Here is a 25,090-nt window from a genome sequence, read left to right on the forward strand (position 1 = left end):
ATAGTAGGGTAAGCTATGACGTCAAGAATTCCATTTTATATCTCTATATTCCTGCTGATCGTGGCAGGTATAACACTAAGTATGTTCAGACATACGACCTACGGTGTACCTTGGACTCCAGGGGAAACCAGGCAGGTTTGGGACGTTGAAGCTCGCATCGAGTTCAACGCAGTAGGCAAAGAAGCAAAAGTTTCTTTAGCGGCTCCTCATACTCAGTCTAACTACACACTTATCGGCGAATCAGCTTCATCACCAGGCTACGGCATTTCATACTTAAATACAGATTCAGGTCGCCGAGCTGAATGGTCAATTCGTCATGCAGATGGTCCGCAAACTATCTACTACAAAACACAATTCCTAGTCGATAACCAAGCGAAAGTTGATGCTATTCCACCAGAAGGTGAAGTCTCGCAACCAAGCTTTGACGGTCCTGAAGAAGCTGCAGCTCTTGCTTTGATTGACAGAGCAACCCAGCGCTCAGCAGACAACATTACCTTTACTCGTGAGTTAATCAAAACGCTTAACGATCCAGACAGTCAAAACTCAGCGCTGATTCTGAATAACATGAGCAAAGTGGAAGCGACACACAAGCTACTTTCAGCAGCAAACATTCACAATAAAGTGGTTGGCGTTATCGAGCTAGAAGATGGACGTCGCCGTCAATCTATCCAGCAAATGAACCAAATTTGGGATAACGATGAGTGGGTTCTATTCTCTCCAGAATCAAGCGAACAACAAGTTCAACCAAACCTGCTGATTTGGGATGAATCAAACGTTTCTCTACTAGATGTTGTTGGCGGTCAGAACAGTAAAGTTCACTTCTCTATGATTGCTCAAGAGGTTTCACCAACGGAAGCAACTAATAGTAAAGTCTCTGCTGATCAACTGTTAAACCTTTCAATTCACAGCCTACCGCTAGAAGAGCAAGCGATGTTTAAAACCATCATGCTGATTCCAATTGGTGCGCTTATCGTTGTGTTCCTGCGAGTTATCATCGGTCTTAAGACTTCTGGTACGTTCATGCCCGTTCTGATTGCCGTGGCATTCGTTCAAACGCAGTTGGTGACAGGTATTGTTGGCTTCCTACTGATTGTTGGTACTGGTCTTGTAATTCGAAGTTACTTATCCAAACTCAACCTCTTGCTCGTGGCCAGGATATCCGCCGTAATTATTACGGTAATTATGATTATCTCGATATTTACTGTGGTCGCATTTAAAATCGGACTCACAGAAGGCCTATCTATTACGTTCTTCCCAATGATTATTTTGTCTTGGACTATCGAACGTATGTCTATCCTTTGGGAAGAAGAAGGCGCGAAAGAAGTTGTACTTCAAGGTGGCGGCTCACTATTTACCGCGGTACTTGTTTACTTAGGTATGACTAACCCGTTCATTCAGCACTTAACGTTTAACTTTATTGGTTTACAACTTGTTATTCTAGCGACCATCTTGCTACTAGGTAACTACACAGGATACCGTCTAACCGAGCTTCGTCGCTTTAAACCGCTAGCGGAGGACTAAGTTATGTTTGATCAATTTACTTCACCGTTTAAGTTGAAAGACAAAGGCATAATGGGGATGAACAAGCGTAACCATAGTTATATTGGTCGCTACAATGATCGTTCCAAGTATCCACTGGTTGATGACAAGCTTAAGACTAAGATCATTGCTGAACAGGCTGGTGCTACTGTACCAAAACTGATTGGCGTGATTGGTCATCAAGCTGAAGTAAAAACAATCCACAAGATGGTAAAAGAATGGCCGGGGTTCGTAATCAAGCCAGCTCAAGGCAGTGGCGGTAAAGGTATCCTTGTTGTAACTTCTCACAAGGACGGCGTTTACACCAAACCATCGGGTTCAACTATCAATGAAGAAGACGTAGAGCGTCACATCAGTAACGCTCTAGCAGGTCTTTTCTCACTTGGTGGTAAGAACGATGTTGCAGTAGTTGAAAACCTCATCAAGTTTGATGAGTGTTTCGATGGCTTCAGTTACGAAGGTGTGCCAGATGTACGAATCATCGTATTCAAGGGCTACCCTGTGATGGCGATGATGCGTTTATCTACTTCGGCTTCAGACGGCAAGGCTAACTTGCACCAGGGCGCTGTGGGTGTAGGTATTTGTATCGCAACCGGCAAGGCCGTTCGTGCAGTTCAGTTTGACCACCCAGTGACTCACCACCCAGATACGGGTAAAGAGTTGGCGCTACTTCAAGTGCCGCATTGGGAAAAACTACTGACTCTTGCATCTAGCGCTTGGGAAATGACGGGGCTTGGCTATATGGGTACGGACATGGTTTTAGACCAAGAAGAAGGCCCTATGGTGCTGGAGCTTAATGCTCGTCCTGGATTAGCAATACAGATTGCCAACGGCGCAGGTTTATTACCTCGCTTGCATCACATTGAAAATCTAGGCATGCCCGCTGAATACCCAAAACCAGCAGAGCGCGTTGCCTACGCTGCTAAGCAATTTGGTGTTCACGGTAGCGAAATTGTCCCAAGCTAATCTAAATAAAAAGCGAAACGACTGAGTAAGTTCATACTGAATATAGCTCGATAAAAAACCGCATAGCTCTAAGAGTTACGCGGTTTTTTAATGCCTGCAATTTAACTTAGCGGATTAGGTTAAGCCTCTGTTACTTCACTCTCTGGCTCACGAATGGGATCAATACGCACAGCCGCCACCTTAAACTCAGGGATCTTGGCATGCGGATCCGTCGCTGTCGTAGTCAAACGGTTCACTGGAGACTCCACGAAATGGAATGGAATAAATACCACGCCTTTTTGCATTCGCTTAGTGACAAACGCCGCGATTTCTATTTCACCACGACGTGTTGATACTTTAAGCATCTGACCATTCGAGATACCTAACGCCTCAGCATCATGAACACTCACCATAGCACCCGGCCCTGCTAAGTTATCCAGTCCTTTAGTTTTACGTGTCATGGTACCGGTATGGAATTGCTCTAAAATACGACCAGTTGTCAGTACTAATGGATATTCTGCGTCTGGAAGTTCTGCAGCGTATCTAAACGGAATCGCCTCCATTTGACCACGCCCACGCGTAAATTGGGTCTGGTGCATGATACGTGTGCCATCTGGGTTGTTCTTATTACTTGGCCATTGCACGCCGTTGACCGTAATGTTCTCCCAACGTAAACCACCATATTGCGGTGTGACGCGAGCAATCTCATTGGTAATGTCGGCAACTGAATCGTAGCTCCAACCGCCGCCCATTGCATTAGCCAGCAATTGGATAATCACCCAATCCTCTTTCGCGTCACCTGGTGGCAATACCGCAGGGTTAATACGCTGAACACGTCGCTCGGTATTGGTAAAGTGACCAGACTTCTCGGCGAACGAGCAAGACGGTAAAACCACATTGGCATACTGTGCCGTTTCGGTTAAGAAGATGTCTTGAACGACAAGGAAATCCAACGCTTCAATTCCTTCAATCACGTGCGCTTGGTTTGGATCACTGAGCACTGGATTTTCGCCCATCACGTATAAACCACGTACATCACGGTGACACGCCGCATCAATAATCTCTGTGAGCGTTAAACCCGTTTCAGCAGGCAAATCAGCAACGCCCCACTCCATCGCAAACTTTTGACGAACCATTGGGTTATACACTTTCTGATAACCCGGCAGATTGTTTGGCAACGCGCCCATATCACATGCACCTTGCACGTTAGATTGACCACGTAATGGGTTGATACCACCACCTTCAATACCAATGTTGCCGCATAAGAGTTGCAGGTTAGCAATTGAGCGAACGTTGTCGTGCCCTGTGGTGTGTTGCGTAATGCCCATTGAGTAATACACCGCAGTGCGTTCCGCAGTACCAATCAAACGCGCCATCGCGAAGATATCTTCCGCTTTCACCCCAGTAACCAGTTCGACCTTATCCAAGGAATAGCTCGGTGACATCACCTCTTGCAACAAGGTATCAAAGCCATCAACTCGATCTTCGATATAATCTTGATCATACCAACCGTGCTTGATGATTTGCTGCATCACACCGTTGATCAACATTACGTCAGTACCCGGTCGATGCGCTAAGTAAAGTTCAGCATGATCGGCAATATCGATCCTTTTTGGATCGGCGACAATAAGACGAGCACCACCATGCCTCACCGCTTGCTTGATATGCGAACCAATAATGGGGTGCGCCGAAGTGGTGTCTGATCCAATAATGAAGATCACATCTGAGTGCTTAATACTCGGAATATCATTGGTCATCGCTCCACTGCCCAGAGAAGCTTCAAGCCCAGTTACGGTTGAAGCGTGGCAAAGACGAGCGCAGTGGTCGACGTTGTTGGTTCCAAGCTCACGGCGGATGAATTTTTGGAAAGCATAGTTGTCTTCGTTGGTGGTTTTAGCCGATGAGAAACCCGCTAGAGCGTTGCTGCCAAAGCCTTGTTTAATCGCAGTAAATTTATCAGCGATCAATTTAATCGCTTCATCCCAACTTGCGGGTTGTAGCCAGCCATCTTTGCGGATTAATGGTGTGGTTAAACGCGCATCGCTGCCCACAAAATCGAAACCAAACCGCCCTTTCACACACAACATCCCCTCATTGACCGGAGAGTCCCCGCCATCGATATAACGGATTTTGTTCTTTGCTTCATCAACATGCATGGTGAGCTTGCAACCCACACCACAATAGGTGCAGATGGTATCGACTTTCTTGAGTAGGTCTGTGTCTCCCTGCTTTCTATCACGAGCATCCACCATCGCGCCGGTTGGGCATGCCTGAACGCATGAACCACATTGAACACAGTTAGAATCGCCCATTAAGGTCTTATCGGCTCCGAAGTTAGGACGACACTCAGGCCTTGACGCAGGTTTACCATCTGATTGGTTCATGAAGCTTAAAACGCCATGAACATTCTGTTCACGACACGCTTGAATACACTGACCGCAACTGATGCAGCGATTGGCATCAAAAATGATGAATTCAGAGCTGTCATCAACCGCGAATTTTTGTCTTGTTAAACCGACCTTAGTTTCTTCCGCGCGAATCGCTTGCCAACTGTCGTTAGAAGCCACATCGATTTTGTATTCTGGATGCGTTTGCGTTGCCTCGTATTCAGTCGAATAGTCTCGTAGGTAGCAATCGGTATTGGCTTGGCAGCCACATTCTAGGCATCTTGCTGCTTCCGCAATTGCATCAGCATTATCAAATCCTGTTTCTACTTCATCGAAGCTTTGCTCACGTTGTTCTGGGGTGAGCTCTGGCATGATTTTACGCGCCATACGTTGTATGGACTGGTATTGCTCAGGATCCACCGCTTTTAGCTGCTTGTGCTTTCTTGAATTAAACGGTTTAGCCGGAATGTTTTCCATATCACCATGGAAAAAGCGGTCGATCGCTTGCGCAGCAACTCGGCCATCCCCCACGGCTTCGACAGCGGTTGCTGGGCCACGTCGGAAGTCGCCAATACTGAAGATATTGCCTGTTCCCGTGTGCATGGTTTGCGGATCGGCATCAGCGGTATTCCAACGAGTAAGAGGAATCTCAATCTCTTCATTGTCCATAAAGCTCAGATCAGGCTTTTGCGACACGGCAGCAATCACGGTATCGAAATCCTCAACAAAAAACTCACCCGTCGGTTTTGGGCTACGACGACCAGAAGCATCCGCGGGGCCAAGCGCCATGCGTTCTAAGCGGATTTCAGATACATGACCATTCTCATCAGCAATATTTTCAGCAGGGTTGGTCAAGAAATGGAATTTGACGCCTTCATGTTCAGCCTCTTCGATTTCGTAATCTTCCGCCGGCATCTCATCTCGTGTTCGTCGATAAATTAGCGTGGTATCAGCACCATCACGAACTGCGGTTCGAGCGCAATCAATCGCGGTATTACCACCGCCAATGACAGCGACCTTTTTACCCGTGATGTATTGTTTATCGGTGACATAGTCCTTTAAATAATCGACGCCAAGGTAACAACCTGCTAAATCACTTCCGGCGTAATTCATCTCAACGGCTTGTGATGCACCAACCGCTAAACAAACCGCATCGAAGTCGTTGCTTAAATCAGACAATGTAAAATCAACGCCCAACTTTTTGTCACACTCTACAGACATCCCGTTACGACACATCAGCTCGATTTCTTTGTCTAGAATCGACTTAGGTAAACGGTATTCAGGGATACCATAACGCAACCAACCACCAGCCTTAGGCATCGATTCATATACACTGACATCGTAACCCTCATTCGACAAGTAATAGCCTGCGGTAAGGCCACCAGGGCCACTACCGACAATTGCAATGCTCTTGCCTTTGTTTGGCTTCTTCGTAGGCATATAGCTTTCTTGAGCGGCTAAGTCCGCATCGGCAGCGTGACGTTTGAGTTGGCGAATCGCGATGGATTCATCGACTAAGTTACGACGACATTCGGTTTCACAGAAAGCAGGACACACACGACCAATTGAAAGCGGCATTGGCAATGTCTTTTTGATCACTTCAATCGCTTTGATGTGATCATTTTGAGCAATATGGTGCAGGTAAGATTGGATATCGACCCCAGCAGGACAGGCAGTTTGGCATGGCGCCTCACAGTCAGCGTAGTGATCGGTCATGATGCGATTCAACGCTTCTTGTCGATGATTCGTTAGCTGTTTTGACTGAGTGGTAATATTCAACCCATTAGACACTTCAAGCTCACAAGAGCGAGTAACACCAACGCCATCAACTTCAACGACACACAAATCACACGGTACTTTATCCGCTGTTTTGTTCAAACCACATAAAGATGGGATCTCCAAACCACATGTTTTTGCCGCTTCAAGAACGGTTTGTCCTTGCTCGACGATTCGATATTTCCCATCAATAACGATTTGAATCATACCTAGGCCCTACCTTTACCTTTCGCACACGCGAGTTATCAATAATTAAAATTTAAGTAATACAATATTATTAATATTATTAAATCTATGTCATTACCATACATTATTTGTGGTTTTGTGCGTGTGACCTCAAACAAGTTCCATTGATAATAACCATAAGGTATGAGTGGTCTTATCACTATCAACGAGAGGATTAAGAGGGAGTTGTTCTGTTGTAGATGTTAGATTCAAGGTACAAAAAAGCCCCTATTGATTAGGGGCTTTGAACAAATATCATTGAATCACTTTCGAGCTTATAGCTGCGCTATCAAGGTTATAGCTCAGCTATCAAAGTTATTGCTCAGCTATCAAGCTTATTACTCAGCTTCTTCAATAAGCTCTTGAACTGGAGATACCGGTCTGTTTTGAGCAAAACCGCGCAAGCCAACAACATGTACGTGCTCGTGATCTTTGAAGACCTTACGAACCAGTTTATACGTTGTACCTTTCTCAGGGCTGATGTTCTCTGGTGCTGCAATCAGAAGTTGCATACCTAAACGGTCACACAGCTCGAACAAAGTAGAGATAGATTTCGCATCCAGACGGGCTGCTTCATCGAGGAACAACAAACGACATGGAACAATGTCTTTGCTACGAAGTCGACGAGACTCTTCTTCCCAGCTCTGAACAACCATCAGTAGGATAGATTGACCGGTACCGATCGCTTCACCGGTAGACAGTGCGCCCGATTCCGCTTGTAACCAACCATCTGAACCACGGTTAACTTCAACACTTAGCTCTAGGTAGTTACGGTAATCGAGTAGCTCTTCACCCAAAACTTGCGGAGAACGTTGACCCATATCGATATGTGGGTTCACACGTTGGAACAACTTCGCCATCGCTTCTGAGAAGGTAAAGCGCGTTGATTCAAACAAGTCTTTATGTTGTTCTTGTTGAGTCGCTAACCCTGATAGCAAGATCTCGTGGCTTTCACGGATCTTAACGTTCAGACGTACGCCCTTAACCTGACCAAAGTAAATGTTCGACAAGCCTTGGTTCAGCATTCGAATACGGTTCTGCTCACGTTGAATCGTCTTCTTAATGATGCTTGCTACCGACTCAGAGCTGATCGCGAGGCGGTTTTCACGCTGGGTCAGCTCTTCAGTTAGTCGAGCTAGTTCAACTTCCATCTCTTCGATTGCTTCAACCGGATCATCCGTATGAATGATGTCTTGGCGAATACGCTCACGAAGGTGCTGGTAAACCGCAATGTAGAACAGAACCTTACGCTCTGGATGTGCGTTGTCTTCCGATAGACGCAGCGAATCACGTAAGTCGTCATTGTCAGCCACTGCTAAACGCAGTGCACCCAGTGATTTATCCGACATTGAGCGAAGTTCGCCAGCCGTTAGATAAGCCAGTTCGCGCTTATGTAGACGACGTTCAACGTCATTCTCACGAGCTAAACGTAGGACTGAACACCAACCTGCTTTTGCTGCAACCACGAAGGTACGAAGCTCGGTGTACTCTTTCTGTACTTTCTTAAGACGCTTAGCTAACGCTTTCATCTCAAGTTCAGTTGAAGTAATAGTACGCTCGTATTCGCTCTTGCGGCTACGAGAAGTGTGCAGACGCTCTTGAAGCTCGTCACGACGACGTACAGCGCGCTCTTCAGCACCTTCATCAGCGTTAACACCGAACTCTTGAAGCTCTTGCTTGAACTCTTGAACAGTCTCTTGCTTCGCTTGGTGCGAGCTCTTCAGTGCTGCCAATACTTGGTTGTATTGGTTCATCTGTTCACGAGCTTGCTTTAAGCCATCACGGCCTTTAGCTCGAGCTTGTTCAGCTTGCACCAATTTCGCTTTTAATTGCTCGCTCAGTTCGCTGCTCTTGTTGAGCAAATCAACAGAGTCTGCGTAAGCAAAATAGTGACGACGCTCAATCAAATCAGACAGCGCGAACACTCTGCCTTTTAGGCTTTGTAGCGCGTTATCTGCTTGACGATATTCTGCTTCCAAAGTTTCGAATTGTTCTGGGTCAGCGTCAAGTGCAGATACAATTTGCTCTAGTGAAGTAAGCGCTTTACCGTGAGTGTTCAAGTAAGACTTAGCTTCGCTTAAACGCTCAAGTTGTGCTTCTAATTCAGCTAAGCGCTCAGCTAATGTTTCGTCTTCAAGAATACGAACCATTGGCGCGAGTTTGTCTAATGCACCTAGTGCCTGCTTGCTTTGTAGAAGTTGGCTACGTTGCTGCTGCTCTTTAGAGTTAAGCTCAGCCAGAGAACGAACAATTTGATTACGCTTATCACGAATCACAGCAAGTGCTTGTTCTGGGTCTGCGTTAAACGCAACATGCAGGTGCTTAGCAACAAAACTGTTGAATGCTTGGTATAGGCGATTCAGTTTCTGAGAATCGAACGCGGCTTTGGCGTGATTTTCCACAACAACATCACGCTCTTCACGCAATATCTCTAGGCGCTGTTCACGAGCCGCACGACCAAACAATGGAATCTCAGGGAAACGAGAATAACGCATTTGACGATCGTTCAACTGAACACAGACCGCACCTTCAAGCTCGTCGGCATTGAATGAGCTGTCATCAAACGCGTCTACATCGCCTTCAAGGATGTAAAGGTCTTCTGGACAATCATCAAGATCCACCAGCTTCTCTTTAATGCCATCCAAATCAGAAACCACAATCGCATGACGAGCTGGGCCGTACATCGCACTGAAGTAAGGTGCATCGCCAATGGTGATGTCGTCGTAGATCTCAGAAAGCAGTACGCCACCAAGAGTGTCAGCTAGGCCTTTCAGGCGAGGATCGTTAGAACCACCAGGAGATGCTAGACGCTCGATCTCTTGCTCAAGTTCAGCTCGGCGGGTTGCCAGTTGATCTTTAGCAACCGCTTGAGACTTTTCGTCTTCAAGTACTTGCTGCATTTGAGTCATTACCGCTTGGCTATCTTCTAGCTCAGCTTCGGTTTGATCTCTCAATGCTTCAAGGGCATCGTTTGCCGTGATCCAAGCAGGAGCAATAGACTCAAGCTTTTGAATCTCTTGATCGTGGTTTTGTTGCACACGACGTTGTTCACTTTTCGCTTCACGTAACTCTTCTTGAGCATACTCAAGCGTTTCAATTTGCATGGCATGACGTTCGCGTTCTTCGTCGAAAACCGCTTCGTCAGTCAGTGAAATGTTGTGTTGCTTTTGGTATTCAGTCGCAAGCTCTTTTGCTTGACGCTGCTGCGCTACATCGCGAGCCATGTCGCGGTGCTGAGCACGCCATTGCTGTTCGTTCTCAACAACGTGTTTTGCGTTACGACCTTTTTCTAGAGCTTGCTTAGCGCTATGAGACGCTTCTTTACGTTCAACGTTACCGACAATGCTCTTAACCAAAGACAGTGCTTTGTCGAACTGTGCAGAAGCTGCAGAAGACATGTCGAGCTTGTGCTTAGTAGACAGTAACGTCTGCGTGCTTGATTCTTCTTGTGCTTTTAGCTCAGAAACCAGAGTTAATGCGCTTTCTGCGGTAATAGACTCATCACCCAGTAGCTGCTTAGTTTTCTCTAATGCTTGAACCGCTTGCTGGTATTGAAGCGCACGAGTCTGCTGAACATCCAACGCTTGTTGGTAATCAGCAAGCTGAGTTTTCAGGCTATCCACTTCTTCTTCAGTAATGGTTGCCTGCTCTTCAGCAAGAAGTACGCGTTCTTGGGCTTCTTCAACCACCATCATCTGCTCTTCTAGACGCTCATTAAGCTCTTCTAGATCTTCGCTGTAGCGAGCAATTTTCTCTTGCTGACGAAGTGCAGTTTGAACCAATTGAAGGTGATCCGAAGCCGCTTGGTAATCTTGCTCTAGCGCTGATTCTTGATCCACCAGCAGTTCGAGTTCTTCTTGAACACGATTCAACAGGTTGTTTTGATCAAGTAAGGTTTCGCGAGAACCAAACAGTTCACCACGGAACTTCATGGTTTGATCTAACTTGTTACGACGATCGTTAGCATGGCGCATGTAGTCCGCAGCCACGTAGTTCGTAGATTCAGTGATCAAGTGTTTGAACAAATCACGATCCGACTGAGTTGTCTTGATCGCTTCTAGCGTCATGCGGTTCTCACGCAGTGCCGATTCCATATCTTGGAATGCTTTCTTCACACCACCATTTTGCGGCAGAAGGTAGTCACGCAGAGAACGCGTAATCGCACTTGAGATACCACCGTAAAGTGATGCTTCAATTAGACGGTAGAACTTAGAACGGTCGCTGCTGTTACGCAGTTTCTTCGGGACGACACCGTACTCAAACATCTGTGAGTGATAATCAACAATCGAAGAGAATGCTTTGAAGTGTGCCCCTTCGTATTGTGCAACTGCGGCTTTCACATCATTCAACTGACATACGCGAGCGTGGCTGTCGGAAACGTTCTGAATCAGTACATCCGTTGGTTTCACATGGCTAGGAAGGCCTTGGATAACGAACGGCTTGATGTCTACTTTCTTGTCACGACCCGCAACTTGCTGCAGTTTTACTGCAAACAACAGGCGTTGATTACGAGAGTTCACAACATCTAGCGCCGCATAACATGCGCCAGGTTGAAGCTTACCGTAAAGGCCTTTATCACGAGATGACTGTGAGCTACCCGCTTCCGTTGTGTTACGGAAATGCAGAAGGCTTTGGTCTGGGATCAATGCTGTGATGAATGCCGCCATTGTGGTCGACTTACCTGCACCGTTACCGCCAGAAAGCGTTGTAACCAATCCATCAATATCAAAAGTACGTGCGAAGAAGCCGTTCCAGTTGACCATGGTTAATGATTGATACTTACCTCTTTCAATCATGCTTCACCTTCTACTTTTGTTTGTTCGCCGTCGTTTGACTCAAGGTCAAAGTCAGCTTGATCGTTAAAAATGTCTTGTTGACCGTTTTCATCTACACCTGCATCGACTTCTGATACAGCTTCTGCTTGCTCTTCATTCAACAAGCTGCCTTGGTTAGGCTCTTGCGTATGCACCACTGCTTCACCATCACGGATAAGACGCAGTTGAGCTTCTTTCATGTCATCGCCAACACGTACGTCAGCGCCAAAACGGAATACCGCTTCGCTGATACGGAACTTGCCCGTCTCGCCAATCGCAATCAACATGCCGATACGACGTAAGCGACGCAGAGAAGTACGTACTTTTTCAAACAGCTTTTCTTTATCTAAGTCAGAACCAGACGCACGGTTTGTTGCGAGCTTCATGAGTTTTTTCTCATCCGCTAACGACATCAACTCATCAAACAGCTCTTGGTTGGTGAAGATACCTTCATGAGCAAGGCGTTCTGGGCTTAGGTATAAGAAACACAACACTTTACCAACCAACATGTCTAGCTCAGACAATACACTACGACCAATCAGAGACGTTGAACGCGGACGCAAGTAAAAGAAACCTTCCGGTGCTTTTACCAGTTCCGTATTGTAGCGTTGATAGAAATGCTGAAGCTCAACTTCAAAATCAGACAGCAACGCGTGGTTATCTAGGTCTTCGGTTGAAACATGCTTGCCTGAACGCAGCATGCTGTCTAGCGCAGGGAACAGTGGGTTCGCTATCGCTTTTACCAGTTTCTCTGGCATGTAATCATCAGTACTTGTTAATGACATTTGCTTGTACCTTTGCACCGAAATCGTTGATTGCCTGCCAATCTGGCTGAATAGCCTGATAGTCAGACTCTGAGTAACCTAAGCGCACGGCTTGGTCGACAACAATTCTGGCTAAATCAAAATGGTGTGTGCGAGGGTGTGCTGCGAGGTAATCGCGTAACACAAGGCCAAGGTCAATTGGCGCGCCTTGCTGTTTGTGAGCTTTTAACATCTCTGCAATTCGTTCTGAAAGCAGATCATTCACTTGCTCAAATTCTTCGTACTCTACGTCGATCGGCGCTTGTCCCATCACTTCGTCATCACGAAGCACAAGCGCTTCATCACGAAGATCGGTCAGCTTATCAGCATCGGCGTAGGTCAATAACCATGGCGCATCGAAGTAATCGGTAACCGACTGACGCAAGCGTTGGCTAAAGGCACGGTTTTTATCCATATCAATCGCGGTACGGATAAACTTGTGAACGTGGCGGTCGTAGCCGATCCACAAATCGATCGCTTGCTGACCCCAACTAGTGATTCGGTCAAGCTTCATCTGCAAGCCGAACAGGGTTTCGCCAACGAACTCGAGTTCATCGTCACCGTAAACAATTTCTTGAATATCGAGGATCTGTGTTTGCAGCTCATCACCCGCCGCTTGCAAGGTGTCTTGCAATTCTTTTAGCGTGGACGAGGTTTCTGAAAGCAAAGTTTCACAGTTGTTAATCGCCTCTCGCCAATCTTTGTTTAAAAGGTCGGCAATTTGCTGCTTAACGGTTTGCTGCTGCTCATCCATAACACGTTGGTTAAGATCGATCTGATCGAAAATTTCACCAACAGAATACTTGAGCACGCCGTAAACGTTCTTTCTCCAATGTCCTGGAGTTCCGCCTTTCTGCGCAGCTTCAATAGCTTTAGCCATCTCGTCCGCAACCATAGAAAGCTGGATAGACAATTTTAATTTAGAGAACTGACGGTGACGTAAGTAATAATCTGAGATACCAATCGCTAATGGCGACAAACGGTAAATGCTCGCACCATCGGTGATTTCGCTAGTAAAGCGGCTAATCAGCTTCTGTTTAACCAACTCATTGATGGCGTTGTTGGCACGAAACGCAGACGCTTCGCCAGTATCTTCAAACAGTCGAGTGACAATAGTAAATGCATCGTGCAATTCACCCTCGCCCAACTCTTCATCGAACCTTTCATTGCTTAATACTGCGATAGCAATCAAAAATGCTAAGCGCTCTGGTGGCAAGTTTAATGAAAAATCATGCTGCTTGACCCAGCCCACCAACTCATCAATTGGCTGCTCTTCGGCAGTTTGAGTCATTTCACTCATTGTGGTTCCTGTTACTGTTTTTCGTAATATCGAACATGTTAGATATTACGCCTATTTCTTTATGACGCGGGCTTCTTACGATTGCATAGCGCATGTTGTGGCTTCTTTTACCACATTCACCGCTGCTATTGCGCAGGTTTTTGAGCCCAAACGTGAATATAACGGCCTAGTGACAGATATGGCTCTTGGCGGCATAGCTGTTTTTCCAGTTCCAATACATCTTCAAATTGGTAATCGCCCATGTACTCCATATTACCTATGTAGTCACTGAAAGAGCGAATGCCTGATTTACCACAGATTTCTAGACCAGCGTCTTCTATCCATTGATAAACCTCTTCCGGCTTCAAGCCTTTTTGTGGTTGCAGCTTAAACCGTTTTCGATGTGGCATCCCATTCAATACATGAGGAATGTTGCCACAAATCACATTTTTCAGGACTAATCCGTGGTGGTTGTAAAACATTATCGAAGCAACACCACCCGGCTTTACTTGTTCCAGTAATAAATCAAGCGCTTCTTTCGGGTTCGCTAACCACTCCATCACAGCATGAAACATCACAACATCGACTTTCTCATCGAGATGTTCTGCCACATTCTGAACAGGAGAATGGATAAAACGATACCGCTCTCGCAAACCTGCTTCGCTGATACTTTCTTCTGCTAGTTTCAGCATTTCAGAAGAGAGATCACACAGAGAAACGTTATGCCCTAACGTCGCAATTTTTTGCGACATCTGTGCAAGACCTCCTCCGGCATCAAGAACATGCAAAGGTGAAGCTGATTGTTCAAATTTGCTCAAAGCTTGTTCTAAATCTTCCCATACGATGATCTGACGGATCTCTCCTTTGTCAGAGCCGTAAATATTTTTTGCAAATTTGTGGGCAATATCGTCGAAATTACGGTCTTCAGTCACGGCTACTTGAGTTATTATGTCCTATCGTGCCTGCTATTCTGTCACAGGAATTTCAGGAATAAAGAGGCGATGTCTCTTTTTACTACTAAGTGATGTTTTTTCGGACTATTCGGATATGTTTGAGCTGAAAAAAGTAGTGTCTTCGCTATTGATGCCACTGCCAGCAATGTTAATTCTCGCTTTTCTGGGTTTAGCCCTAGTGATGTTTACTACCAAAAGGAAGACTGGTTGCCTAATTACCCTTTCAGCCCTCTGTGGTATTTTCCTAATCGCTTTCCAGCCAGTTTCTAGCCAACTTTTAATGCCAATGGAAAGGCAACACACCGCTTTTTTACCAGTCGACGATACTGTCGATTACGTGATGGTGCTTGGAAGTGGTCATGTCGTTGACGACCAGATCCCACCAACATCAGAGCTCAGCCGCACAGGTTTGATGCGTTTGAGTGAAGGGATTCGTATTCTACGTCTTTACCCTGGCGCCAAACTTATTTTGTCTGGCTATGGCGCTGGCACTGAAGTGAGTAACGCAAGAATGATGGCCAAGGTTGCCCTAGCCCTTGGTGTTGCAAAACCAGACATCATTTTACTTGAAACAGCAAAAGACACGTGGGAAGAAGCTCGCCAAGCTGCCGCGTTTGTTAAAAACAAAAAGATGGTGTTGGTGACATCGGCTAGCCACATGACTCGTGCATTGAATGAATTCCACGCTGCTGGCATGAAACCATTACCAGCCCCAACCAACTACCTTGCACAAGAAGGTGTTGTTGAGCCATGGAATAAGTACATGCCAAAAGCGCTTTACCTTGAACAGACTGAGCGGTACTGGCACGAAACCATGGGATTAGTTTGGCAAGATTTGCGTGATTGGCTTGATACAAGCGATGACGTTGTTGAAGAGCTGGTGATTCCAGAGGCTTCCAGCTTAGTTGAAGATGAAGGTGAAGTTTCTGCGGCCCAGCCTCAGTAACCCATCTAATATTTAAACCCATGTTGAGCAGACAGATTCGCCAAGTATTTGTAGATTCTCTGTTCGTTAACAATAAACGCTGAGTAATAAAAAAGCCGAGACATCAATGATGTCTCGGCTTTTTTACGTTTAAATGTCGTTGTTGATTAATTACCCCCTAAAGGAATCAATCACCAGCGAACATGTATCCTTCACCGTGAACCGTCACAAAGATTTGTGGATTCTTAGGATCGAACTCCATTTTTGCACGCATACGACGAATCAGTACGTCGATAGTACGGTCATTAGGCGCGTCCACTCGATGGCTGATCATATTGAGAATACGTTCACGGCTTAATACTTGGTTAGGGTAAGAAGACAAAGCCACTAGCAGTTCGTATTCTGCTTTAGTCAGTTTCACCGGTTCGCCGTTTTTGCTTAACGCGCGACGAGGGATATCAAACGTCCACTCACCAAAACGAACTACAGACTCATCTGATGTTTCTTCTACTGCGCCCGCTGCTGTTTTACGAGCAGCAGAGATACGCCAAAGTAGGTTCTTAACTCGAACTAATAACTCGCGAAGTTCGAAGGGTTTAGTAACGTAATCGTCAGCGCCCATTTCAAGGCCAACGATTTTGTCGATGCTATCCGTGCGTCCAGTAACTAAAATAATTCCAATGTCTGATTGACTGCGTAATTCGCGAGTTAGCATCAATCCATCTTCGCCTGGTAAGTTGATGTCCAGCATAATGAGGTCAACGTTGTTTTCTTCTAACACGTTTCTCATTTGAGCGCCGCTTTCTGCTTCGCTCACTGTGTAACCCTCGTTCTGGAAGTATCCAACCAGTTTACTGCGGGTTACCACATCATCTTCTACGACTAATACGTGATAGCTCATCTACACCACTTTTCTTATTTAATAGTTTCAGTGACTATTCTATTCATAACTAGTAACAATTCTAGTGGTACAGAAGATAAAAGCCAGAAACATGGATTTTTTTTGATACAAGACAATCTTAAACCTTGCTATTTATCGTCCATCGCAATTCAATATAGGCATTACGACTAACGAGTGACTTTGCGTTTCGCAAATAACCTTGTTATTCAGCCTTGGTGTGCTTATGCCCAAGTAGCTTCAAGATGCATATAAGTAACATCACAAGACTAAGTCAGGATCTAACAAATGAAAGATACGAAAGCGTTCAACGAGCAAAGAGCAGAAATTTACTGGTGGTTATCAAGCTTATTCGCCAAAGAGCTCTCTCAAGAAGAACTCGATCACTACCACTCTGTTGAAATTCGTTCTTTCCTTTCTGGTTTAGGTTCGAATGAAGCTCTAAAGCCTTCGATTGATAAGCTTGTTGACGCATTGAACCGTCTACAAACACGTGAAGATGCTCAACTGGAACTGTCCGCTGACTTCTGCGATCTTTTCTTGAAGACAGACAAACATGGTGCTTTACCTTACGCTTCAATGTACATCGGCGAAACAGGTCTATTGAACGATAAGCCAGCTAAAGACATGGAAGACATCATGGCTAAGCACAACTTAATCGTGAACCAAGACTTAAAAGAACCTGCAGATCACATTGCTATCGAACTCGATTTCCTTGGTAACCTAATCATCCGTTCAAATGAAACTGAGCTTGAAGAAGAATTAGAGAAATCGTTCGTCATTCAACAGCAGTTTATCGAGCAGCAACTACTTACTTGGTTGCCTAAGTTTAATGCGAAATGTCATGACGTTGACCAGTTTGGTTTCTACGCTTCGGTCTCGTCTTTGCTACTCGCATTTTGCAATTTAGACACTCAATATTTATCTGGTGAATAAGTTCGCCCAACGACTAGGTAAATAAATTCAGTAGAATGTGACAATTCACCCGGATTTCTGGGTGAATTATATTGCGAGTAATTTCTAGTCAGTCTAAAATTGTGACCGCAAACGATAAAATATGAAACATTCACGAAATGCTATGCTTACTTTAAGTTCAGAGCATTTCGGTGTTAAGACAAGCCGCTCAATAGCGGTTTTTTGTTTTTTAGCACTTTAGTACCCAAAGAGCCCTACAAATTTAAGCTCTTAGTTAAGTAGCTTAACGGCTACTTTATTCCGTACTTTGGGAAAGTAGCTTCTAATAGGATAAAACCATGGCCACTATAAAAGATGTCGCTCGCTTAGCCGGCGTATCAACAACCACCGTTTCTCACGTAATCAATAAAACTCGCTTTGTTGCAGAAGCAACTCAAGAAAAAGTAAACAAAGCCGTAGATGAACTGAACTATGCACCAAGTGCTGTTGCTCGTAGCTTGAAATGTAATACAACACGCACTATCGGCATGCTAGTGACTCAATCAACTAATCTATTCTTCTCTGAAGTTATCGATGGTGTTGAGAGCTACTGCTACCGTCAGGGTTATACTTTGATCCTGTGTAATACGGGTGGTATCTATGAAAAGCAACGTGACTACATTCGAATGCTTGCAGAGAAACGTGTAGATGGCATCTTAGTTATGTGTTCTGACTTAACCGAAGAACTAAGACAGATGTTAGACCGTCACGCTGACATCCCTAAAGTTATCATGGACTGGGGCCCAGAGAGCTCTCAGGCTGATAAGATCATCGATAACTCCGAAGAAGGTGGCTACCTAGCGACCAAATACCTTATTGAACGCGGTCACTCTAAGATTGCATGTTTAAGTGGCCACTTAGACAAAGCAGCATGCGTTGAACGTATTGCCGGTTACAAACGCGCACTTAACGAAGCTAAGATTTCTGCCGATGAGAATATGATCATTGAAGGCAACTTCGAGTGCGATACGGCTGTTCTTGCTGCAGAACAAATCGTTGAGATGGAAGATCGTCCAACGGCGGTATTCTGCTTTAACGATACAATGGCACTTGGCCTAATGAGCCGCCTGCAAGAAAAAGGCATTCGCATTCCTGAAGACATCTCAGTGATCGGTTACGACAACATCGAACTGGCTGAATACTTTTCTCCGCCGTTAACGACCGTTCACCAACCAAAGCGTCGTGTTGGTAAAAATGCATTCGAAATTCTATTAGAGCGCATCAAAGACAAAGACCACGAAAAACGCGTCTTCGAAATGCACCCTGAGATTGTTGAACGAAGTACAGTTAAAACGTTAAATTAATTGAAAATTCGAGTTTAATCTTATCAAGCGCACCTTTAGGTGCGCTTTTTTTATCAGCAACTATAATGAACCTTCATGCATAAATGAAAGATCATTAATTGAAGCAATATCACATTTTGAAATATCAAGTGTGAGCTTCATTCAACAAAAACTTTATTCTATTTAATCAGTCACGCACAGGGCAAACCACTCGAAAGAGTGAGACGCAAAGCTTCCGGCCTAAACCACTCGTTGGTATGGTAGCGGGGTTACCGATGGCAAAATGCAGTAACTACTAATAATTTAGTAATTTACGGCTTATTGACAATTTAATTGCAACATTTTGCTAATCTCTCGGACCTGCTTATTTGGTGGCGTAGTTCAAATACACCGAGATAAATAACATGGATAAACCGATACTAAAGGACTCGATGAAGTTATTTGAGTCCCTAGGAAAAATAAAATCACGCTCAATGTTTGGTGGCTTCGGTCTTTTTGCTGATGACACTATGTTTGCTCTGGTTGTAAATGACCAGTTGCACATACGCGCAGACAAAGGCACAACGAAACAATTCGAACAACAAGGGTTCCAACCGTACGTCTACAAAAAACGTGGTTTCCCTGTCGTTACTAAATATTTCGCTCTACCTGAAGGCCTATGGCAAGACCAAGAGAAAATCTTGCAGCTTGCAACCACGTCTTTAGGTTTTGCTAAAGAAGAAAAAGCTGAGCAGTCTTCTGCTAAGCCGACCCGACTCAAAGATCTGCCTAACCTTCGACTCGCTACCGAGCGTATGTTGAAAAAGGCAGGGATCGATTCTGTAGAACGTTTATATGAATCTGGCTCTGTAAACGCATTTAACGCCATCAAAGAATCGCATGCGTCTTCTGTCAGTATTGAACTACTTTGGGCGCTAGAAGGCGCGATCAATGGTACACATTGGTCTGTTATACCGCAGCAGCGTCGAGAAGAGCTTATCAATCGCGTCAATTAACATTGTCAGTGCAAACTATATACATAACTAAGCCGCATTTATTGCGGCTTTTTTTATATCTGTTGAAAGTTAATCTATGCTTTGCCTGTCTATACTATCGGTATGCATTGAAAATTTAGAGGAAGTATCAATGAGTAAGAAAATGATATTGGGTATTGTGTTGGTCGTGACCATCGTGTTGTTAGGCGTCAATTTCGGCCAGTACTTAACGCTTGAGAATGCTAAAGCCCAACAAGCTGTGTTAAATGACTACATTGACAGTAACTTTATTGCGGCTGCCGCTATCTATTTTGTCGCATATGTAATGATTACGGCTTTCTCTATTCCTGGTGCTGCTGTTGTGACCCTATTAGGCGCCGCACTATTTGGCTTCTGGAACAGTTTGCTACTGGTATCTTTCGCAAGTGCCATCGGTGCTACTTTAGCCTTCTTAAGTAGCCGTTACCTGTTGCGTGACTGGATCCAAACCAAATTTGGTGACAAGTTAGCGACGATTAACAAGGGCGTAGAAAAAGACGGGGCATTTTACTTATTCTCGCTTCGCCTAATTCCTGTATTCCCGTTTTTCCTTATCAATCTACTGATGGGTTTAACCCCAATGTCAGTTTCTCGTTACTACATTACGAGCCAAATAGGCATGCTACCTGGTACGGCTGTTTTCTTGAATGCTGGTACTCAACTCGCAGAAATTGATTCACTTTCGGGCATCGTCTCCCCTTCAGTACTATTGTCATTTGCGTTATTGGGGATATTCCCAATTGTTGCTAAATGGTTGATGAGTAAGTTTCGCTCAGCACCTGTGGCTGACTAACGTATATAACTGAATAATTTATAATAGCTAAATAACACAGTTAGCCGAATAAGGTTCTATTTCAATGAAAATCTTCAGTGCATCGAATCCAACAGAAGCTCATATCATCTGTGGATTGTTAGAAAGCGAGAATATTGCCTGTGAAGTCCGTGGTGAGGGGTTGTTCGGATTGAAAGGGGAAATCCCATTCACTGAAGAAACTGACCCTTACGTATGGTTATATGAGCCAGAATTGGCCAGTAAAGCTCGCATGCTCGTCAATGACTACCAAAAGCAGCAAGATTCGATCATCTATGAAGAGTGGCGTTGTGGTGAGTGTCATGAAGTCAACGAAGCGCAATTCGGCTCTTGTTGGCAGTGCGGCGCTGCTTCACCCGATTAGCAGAGTTTCAGTGACCTTATAAGACAGTTAGGTCAAATACCTCCTCCAAATAAAAACGGGAAGCTAAAATTAGCTTCCCGTTTTTATTTCAATTCGATTCAATCATCATCTTTGTTTTCGCGTTTAGAAAATCACTGAATTTGTTTTTGAATAAACGCAATCGAACGCTGATTAAACTCTTCAGGGTTTTCCACGTTACATACGTGCCCACAATTCGGGATTTCTACTAGCTCGCTCGACTCATGCGCTGCGACCATTTCTTTTACAGGCTTAATAAACATGTAGTCACGTTCACCCATCAAATAGAGAGTCGGTATTGGTAACTCTCTGTCTTTAAAGTATTTCATCAAGGGGTTTACATCTGCCGTTAAGATAAACCAGCGCTTAAACTCTTTCTGGCACAGTTTTTTAGCTTCGCGGATAAACAGGTGACGCGATTCTTTCTGACTCTTTTGCGGCATCACAACATATGCAAAGAGGCTGTATAACCACATATAAGGAATGATGTGCTTGCTGAAGTTACCTAACTTAATTAACACTTGAGAGCGAGTGTTAAGTTTAGTCACGGCACCACCCAGTACCATTGAACGTACACGGCCTGCTGCCAGTTCTGCAACGTTACGCACGATAATCGTCCCCAATGACATGCCAACGAAATGTGCAGAACGGATTTTAAGATGGTCTAACACTTTAAGAATGTCAAGCGTCACCGATTTGAACGTATAACGATTCGAAATCAGCCCTTTAAGTATATTGTCTGATTTACCGTGCCCTCTCAGATCAATGAGAAGCAAGTTGAAATGCTGTTTATACGCTTTGATCTGCTTAAACCAGATGGAAGAACTGCCTCCTGCGCCATGCACAAATACAACCCACTCATCGCTCGTAGGGTGAGTAAATGTTTTATGAAATAGTAAACTATCAGACATACCTATCGCTTTAATTATTGGAATGGAGCTATGCCTCATCACGAGGCGATGACTAAGGATATCACGCTATTAAGAACTTTAAGTGATAATAGTGTCAAACATATCATTAGCCATGTGAATACCTACCCCACCTTTTCTACCTGACTAAAATGAGTTTGCAAGCTTTGTCTTCGTAAACGTGATGTGAACTGACCAGAAAACAAAAAGGCACCCTATTATTAGAGCGCCTCTTTCATTAAAGACAATTGCTGTACATCAGCTAACTTTAGCAGCTAAGACAAAGCGTTAAAAAGCAGAGTGATACATCGCAAGATACTCTTTCGCCGCATCTTCCCAACTGAAATCTTGCTGCATCGCATAAAGCTGAACACGCTTAATCTCAGATGGATTTTGTGCATAAAGCAGTAATGAACGATGCAGTACAGCCAATAGCGCTTGCGGGGTTGGTTCTTCAAAAGCAAAACCAGTCGCGACCTCAGGATCCTCATCGTAATCATTCACGCTGTCTTTTAAACCTCCGACAGAACGAACAATCGGTAAAGTACCGTAAGCCATGCTGTAGATTTGGTTTAAACCACACGGTTCAAATTCCGAAGGCATCAAGAAGAAATCAGAGCCCGCTTCAACTAAGTGCGCAAGTTCATTATTGTACGCTTCTACGAACGAGAACTTGTCTGAGTGAAGCGCTGATAGCTCTTTCAATTGACTCGCCAAAACCGGATCGCCAGTACCGACAATCACGATCTGAAGGTCATTCTTCAAGAATTGCTCGATAATAGGCAGTAAGTAATGAACACCTTTCTGATTCGTCAGGCGACAAACCATGCCATAGACCGCGCAATCGGTAACGGGTAAACCTACGTCTTGTTGCAGTTTTTGCTTACAAGCCGATTTTCCGCGAGCCATGCTGTGCTTCGTCGCTTTGTATTTACGAGGTAGGAAAGCATCCGTTTCCGGATTCCAAGCCCCGTAATCACACCCATTCAAAATGCCGAACAGATCAGCCGATCTGTGTTGGAATTCTGCAGCCATACCATGGCTACCTAATTCCGTTTTCAACTCTTCTGCATAAGTAGGACTGACTGCGTTCACTTTATCCGCGCACATCACGCCAGCTCTTAGCATAGTGACATGAGTGTCACTCACTGAAGCTTCAGGTACATTGTAGCTATGCATTTCAGGTAGAAATTGCAGTTCATCGTATGCGAACACACCTTTGAAAACCGCATTGTGAATCGAGATAACACTGCGCGTATTTTCAAAGAAATCGTGTTGTTGATAACGCGATTTAAGCAAGAAGGGAACGAAACCAGTATGCCAGTCATTTGCATGAATGATATCCGGTTGAAAATCAAGCTTAGGAAGCATATCAAGACAGGCTGCACTGAAGAACGAGAAGCGCTCTCCGTTATCTGCATAAGCTTGATTGTTTTCTGCGTACATTTCCTGGCGGTCGAAATATTTGGCACATTCAATACCAAAAACTGGAACGCCTTCTACGCTCAGTTTTTTAACTTGGTAAGCCGTATGAGGCCAATGATCGAGTTCAGTCGATAAAATAACTTCTGCTGAATCAATGTTTGGAATGTTTCTATATGCGGGGATAGTCACTCGAACGTCCTGTTCGAGTGTTTGCAACGCTTTCGGCAGTGCCTTGGCTACATCAGCCAAGCCACCACTTTTAATCAAGCCTTCAACTTCAGACGCTACAAAAAGTACCGAGAGAGTCTTAGTAACCAACTCGTGCTCCTTTAGAAATCACTACGACACCATCGTCAGATACGTGGTAATGTTTTTTGTCTTCTGTCAGATTTACACCAATCTGTGTACCCGGTGCGATGTCTGCATCTTTATCAATGATAACGCGGCGCAGGATACAACCCTCACCCACTTTTACATCACCGAGTAAGATACTTTCGCTAATATCACACGCTGATGCGATATTACTGCGGAAGCCCAATACACTCTTTTCAATACGCGAACCACGTACATAACTACCGCTACACACAAGGCTATCAATGATCTGAATTCGACCATTTGCCGAATCAGTAAACGTTGCTGGTGGTAGTGGCGGGTAATAAGTGTGTAGAGGCCATTTACGGTTGTATAGCGAGAATGGCGCATCTTTCTTAAGAAGATCCATGTGCGCTTGCCAGTACGCGTCAATCGTACCTACATCGCGCCAGTAAACTTCTTCTTTCTCACCAGTAATACGGTTGGTGCTGAAATCATAAACAAAGACATCGCCACGTGGGAACATGTTTGGAATAATGTCTTTGCCGAAATCGTGTGTCGAACCTTCTCTATCAGCATCTTCCGTTAGTTCCGCAAAAAGCTCTTTCGCTTCGAACACGTAGTTGCCCATTGAAACGAGCGCTGATTCTGGATCGCCCGGAATCGACTTCGGATTTGCAGGTTTCTCTTCAAAGCCAATCATACGGCCGTCAGCATCAACCTCAATAACACCGAATTCTGATGCTTCAGCAAGCGGCATGCGCAATGCTGATACTGTTAGAGCAGCTTTCTTCTCTTTATGGAAATCAAGCATCTGTTTGATGTCCATCTTATAGATATGGTCTGAACCAAAAATACATACTTGATCAGGTTCTTCCAACTCCATAAATCCCATGTTTTGGTAGATAGCATCTGCTGTGCCTTCATACCAACGCTTTCCTTTACGCATTTGCGCAGGGATCGGGTCGATAAAACGGTCTGTTATACCACTGATATTCCAGCCTTTTTTCATATGGTGGAACAGTGACTGTGACTTAAATTGTGTTAATACGTAGATCTTCATTAGATCAGCATTAACGAAGTTGTTCAAAGCGAAATCAATTAAGCGGTAACTACCACCGAAAGGAACCGAGGGTTTGCTGCGAGATTCAGTTAAAGGTCTTAAGCGAGAGCCTTCACCACCAGCAAGAATCATTCCCAATACACCAGCCATTTTATTCTCCATATATCTATAGCTTGTCGATGTTAGTACTCGTAGAGGTATCTTCCTCTGGGGGATGAGCACCAACACTTATTTCGGTATTTAGCGAATATCCATTCACATACAGTGACAATATCCTAAGCCAAACGTTGTTATGTGTGCACTATTCTTTGCACTTGGTTTTATATACGTTATCGACTTTTCGGCCGAATTCAATTTTTAATACGCCATTCTGTGGTACGTAAGCTGATTGCTTT

The 25,090-nt window shown here is 44.7% G+C and carries 17 protein-coding genes and 1 riboswitch; of the genes, 8 read left to right on the top strand and 9 right to left on the bottom strand.

The annotated features are described in order from the left end of the window. Positions 1 to 15: 15 nt before the first annotated feature. Both ITG09_10545 and ITG09_10550 read left to right on the top strand, forming a co-directional pair. Positions 16 to 1,521 (top strand): inactive transglutaminase family protein, encoded by a 1,506-nt coding sequence (locus ITG09_10545; GenBank protein ID UPR51145.1) that lies wholly within the window; start codon positions 16 to 18, stop codon positions 1,519 to 1,521. A 3-nt stretch (positions 1,522 to 1,524) separates the two neighbouring features. Next, on the top strand, positions 1,525 to 2,505 hold the full coding sequence (locus ITG09_10550) for an alpha-L-glutamate ligase-like protein (GenBank protein ID UPR51146.1): 981 nt from the start codon (positions 1,525 to 1,527) through the stop codon (positions 2,503 to 2,505). 119 nt (positions 2,506 to 2,624) lie between these two features. Here ITG09_10550 and fdhF read toward each other — a convergent pair whose 3' ends face one another. From fdhF to cmoM, 5 genes are all read right to left on the bottom strand, one after another. Then, positions 2,625 to 6,854 (bottom strand): formate dehydrogenase subunit alpha, encoded by a 4,230-nt coding sequence (fdhF, locus tag ITG09_10555; protein UPR51147.1) that lies wholly within the window; start codon positions 6,852 to 6,854, stop codon positions 2,625 to 2,627. A gap of 356 nt (positions 6,855 to 7,210) precedes the next feature. Continuing rightward, the gene (gene mukB / locus ITG09_10560; GenBank protein ID UPR51148.1) at positions 7,211 to 11,668 is read right to left on the bottom strand and encodes a chromosome partition protein MukB; all 4,458 of its coding nucleotides are present in this window, start codon (positions 11,666 to 11,668) and stop codon (positions 7,211 to 7,213) included. Continuing rightward, the gene (mukE, locus tag ITG09_10565; protein ID UPR51149.1) at positions 11,665 to 12,471 is read right to left on the bottom strand and encodes a chromosome partition protein MukE; all 807 of its coding nucleotides are present in this window, start codon (positions 12,469 to 12,471) and stop codon (positions 11,665 to 11,667) included. The genes mukB and mukE overlap by 4 nt, the downstream gene beginning before the upstream one ends. Beyond that, the gene (mukF, locus tag ITG09_10570; protein ID UPR51150.1) at positions 12,452 to 13,789 is read right to left on the bottom strand and encodes a chromosome partition protein MukF; all 1,338 of its coding nucleotides are present in this window, start codon (positions 13,787 to 13,789) and stop codon (positions 12,452 to 12,454) included. Before mukF ends, mukE begins: the two co-directional genes overlap by 20 nt. 125 nt (positions 13,790 to 13,914) lie before the next feature. After that, complete coding sequence (gene cmoM, locus ITG09_10575; protein ID UPR51151.1) at positions 13,915 to 14,700, bottom strand: tRNA uridine 5-oxyacetic acid(34) methyltransferase CmoM; 786 nt, start codon at positions 14,698 to 14,700, stop codon at positions 13,915 to 13,917. Positions 14,701 to 14,815: 115 nt separating this feature from the next. On the opposite strand from cmoM, the gene elyC reads away from it, so the two are divergent. Next, positions 14,816 to 15,667 (top strand): envelope biogenesis factor ElyC, encoded by an 852-nt coding sequence (gene elyC / locus ITG09_10580; GenBank protein UPR51152.1) that lies wholly within the window; start codon positions 14,816 to 14,818, stop codon positions 15,665 to 15,667. A 166-nt stretch (positions 15,668 to 15,833) separates the two neighbouring features. On the opposite strand, the gene torR is transcribed toward elyC, so the two are convergent. Continuing rightward, positions 15,834 to 16,547 (bottom strand): two-component system response regulator TorR, encoded by a 714-nt coding sequence (torR, locus tag ITG09_10585; GenBank protein UPR51153.1) that lies wholly within the window; start codon positions 16,545 to 16,547, stop codon positions 15,834 to 15,836. A gap of 285 nt (positions 16,548 to 16,832) precedes the next feature. On the opposite strand from torR, the gene torD reads away from it, so the two are divergent. The 5 genes from torD (at position 16,833) to ITG09_10610 (ending at position 20,969) form a co-directional block, all read left to right on the top strand. After that, positions 16,833 to 17,480: a molecular chaperone TorD gene (torD, locus tag ITG09_10590; GenBank protein ID UPR51154.1), complete on the top strand. Its 648-nt coding sequence runs from the start codon at positions 16,833 to 16,835 to the stop codon at positions 17,478 to 17,480. 317 nt (positions 17,481 to 17,797) lie between these two features. Continuing rightward, positions 17,798 to 18,802 carry an HTH-type transcriptional repressor PurR gene (gene purR / locus ITG09_10595; GenBank protein UPR51155.1) on the top strand — a complete coding sequence of 335 codons (1,005 nt, stop codon included), beginning with the start codon at positions 17,798 to 17,800 and terminating at the stop codon, positions 18,800 to 18,802. Positions 18,803 to 18,972: 170 nt separating this feature from the next. Then, positions 18,973 to 19,058: riboswitch (cyclic di-GMP riboswitch) on the top strand. Positions 19,059 to 19,185: 127 nt separating this feature from the next. Next, a complete protein-coding gene (locus ITG09_10600) occupies positions 19,186 to 19,776 on the top strand; it encodes a TfoX/Sxy family DNA transformation protein (GenBank protein ID UPR51156.1) in 591 nt (196 codons plus the stop codon). Positions 19,777 to 19,906: 130 nt separating this feature from the next. Next, positions 19,907 to 20,587 carry a TVP38/TMEM64 family protein gene (locus ITG09_10605; GenBank protein ID UPR51157.1) on the top strand — a complete coding sequence of 227 codons (681 nt, stop codon included), beginning with the start codon at positions 19,907 to 19,909 and terminating at the stop codon, positions 20,585 to 20,587. Positions 20,588 to 20,651: 64 nt separating this feature from the next. Then, positions 20,652 to 20,969 (top strand): DUF2007 domain-containing protein, encoded by a 318-nt coding sequence (locus tag ITG09_10610; GenBank protein UPR51158.1) that lies wholly within the window; start codon positions 20,652 to 20,654, stop codon positions 20,967 to 20,969. A gap of 131 nt (positions 20,970 to 21,100) precedes the next feature. Here the strand turns inward: ITG09_10610 and ITG09_10615 are convergent, their stop codons facing one another. From ITG09_10615 to glgC, 3 genes are all read right to left on the bottom strand, one after another. After that, positions 21,101 to 21,898: an alpha/beta hydrolase gene (locus ITG09_10615; protein ID UPR51159.1), complete on the bottom strand. Its 798-nt coding sequence runs from the start codon at positions 21,896 to 21,898 to the stop codon at positions 21,101 to 21,103. A gap of 285 nt (positions 21,899 to 22,183) precedes the next feature. Next, the gene (gene glgA / locus ITG09_10620) at positions 22,184 to 23,638 is read right to left on the bottom strand and encodes a glycogen synthase GlgA (protein UPR51160.1); all 1,455 of its coding nucleotides are present in this window, start codon (positions 23,636 to 23,638) and stop codon (positions 22,184 to 22,186) included. Beyond that, complete coding sequence (gene glgC, locus ITG09_10625; protein UPR51161.1) at positions 23,628 to 24,857, bottom strand: glucose-1-phosphate adenylyltransferase; 1,230 nt, start codon at positions 24,855 to 24,857, stop codon at positions 23,628 to 23,630. The genes glgA and glgC overlap by 11 nt, the downstream gene beginning before the upstream one ends. Positions 24,858 to 25,090: the final 233 nt, after the last annotated feature.

It is taken from the genome of Vibrio cyclitrophicus (assembly GCA_023206055.1).
GTDB classification, from domain to species: Bacteria; Pseudomonadota; Gammaproteobacteria; order Enterobacterales; family Vibrionaceae; genus Vibrio; species Vibrio cyclitrophicus_A.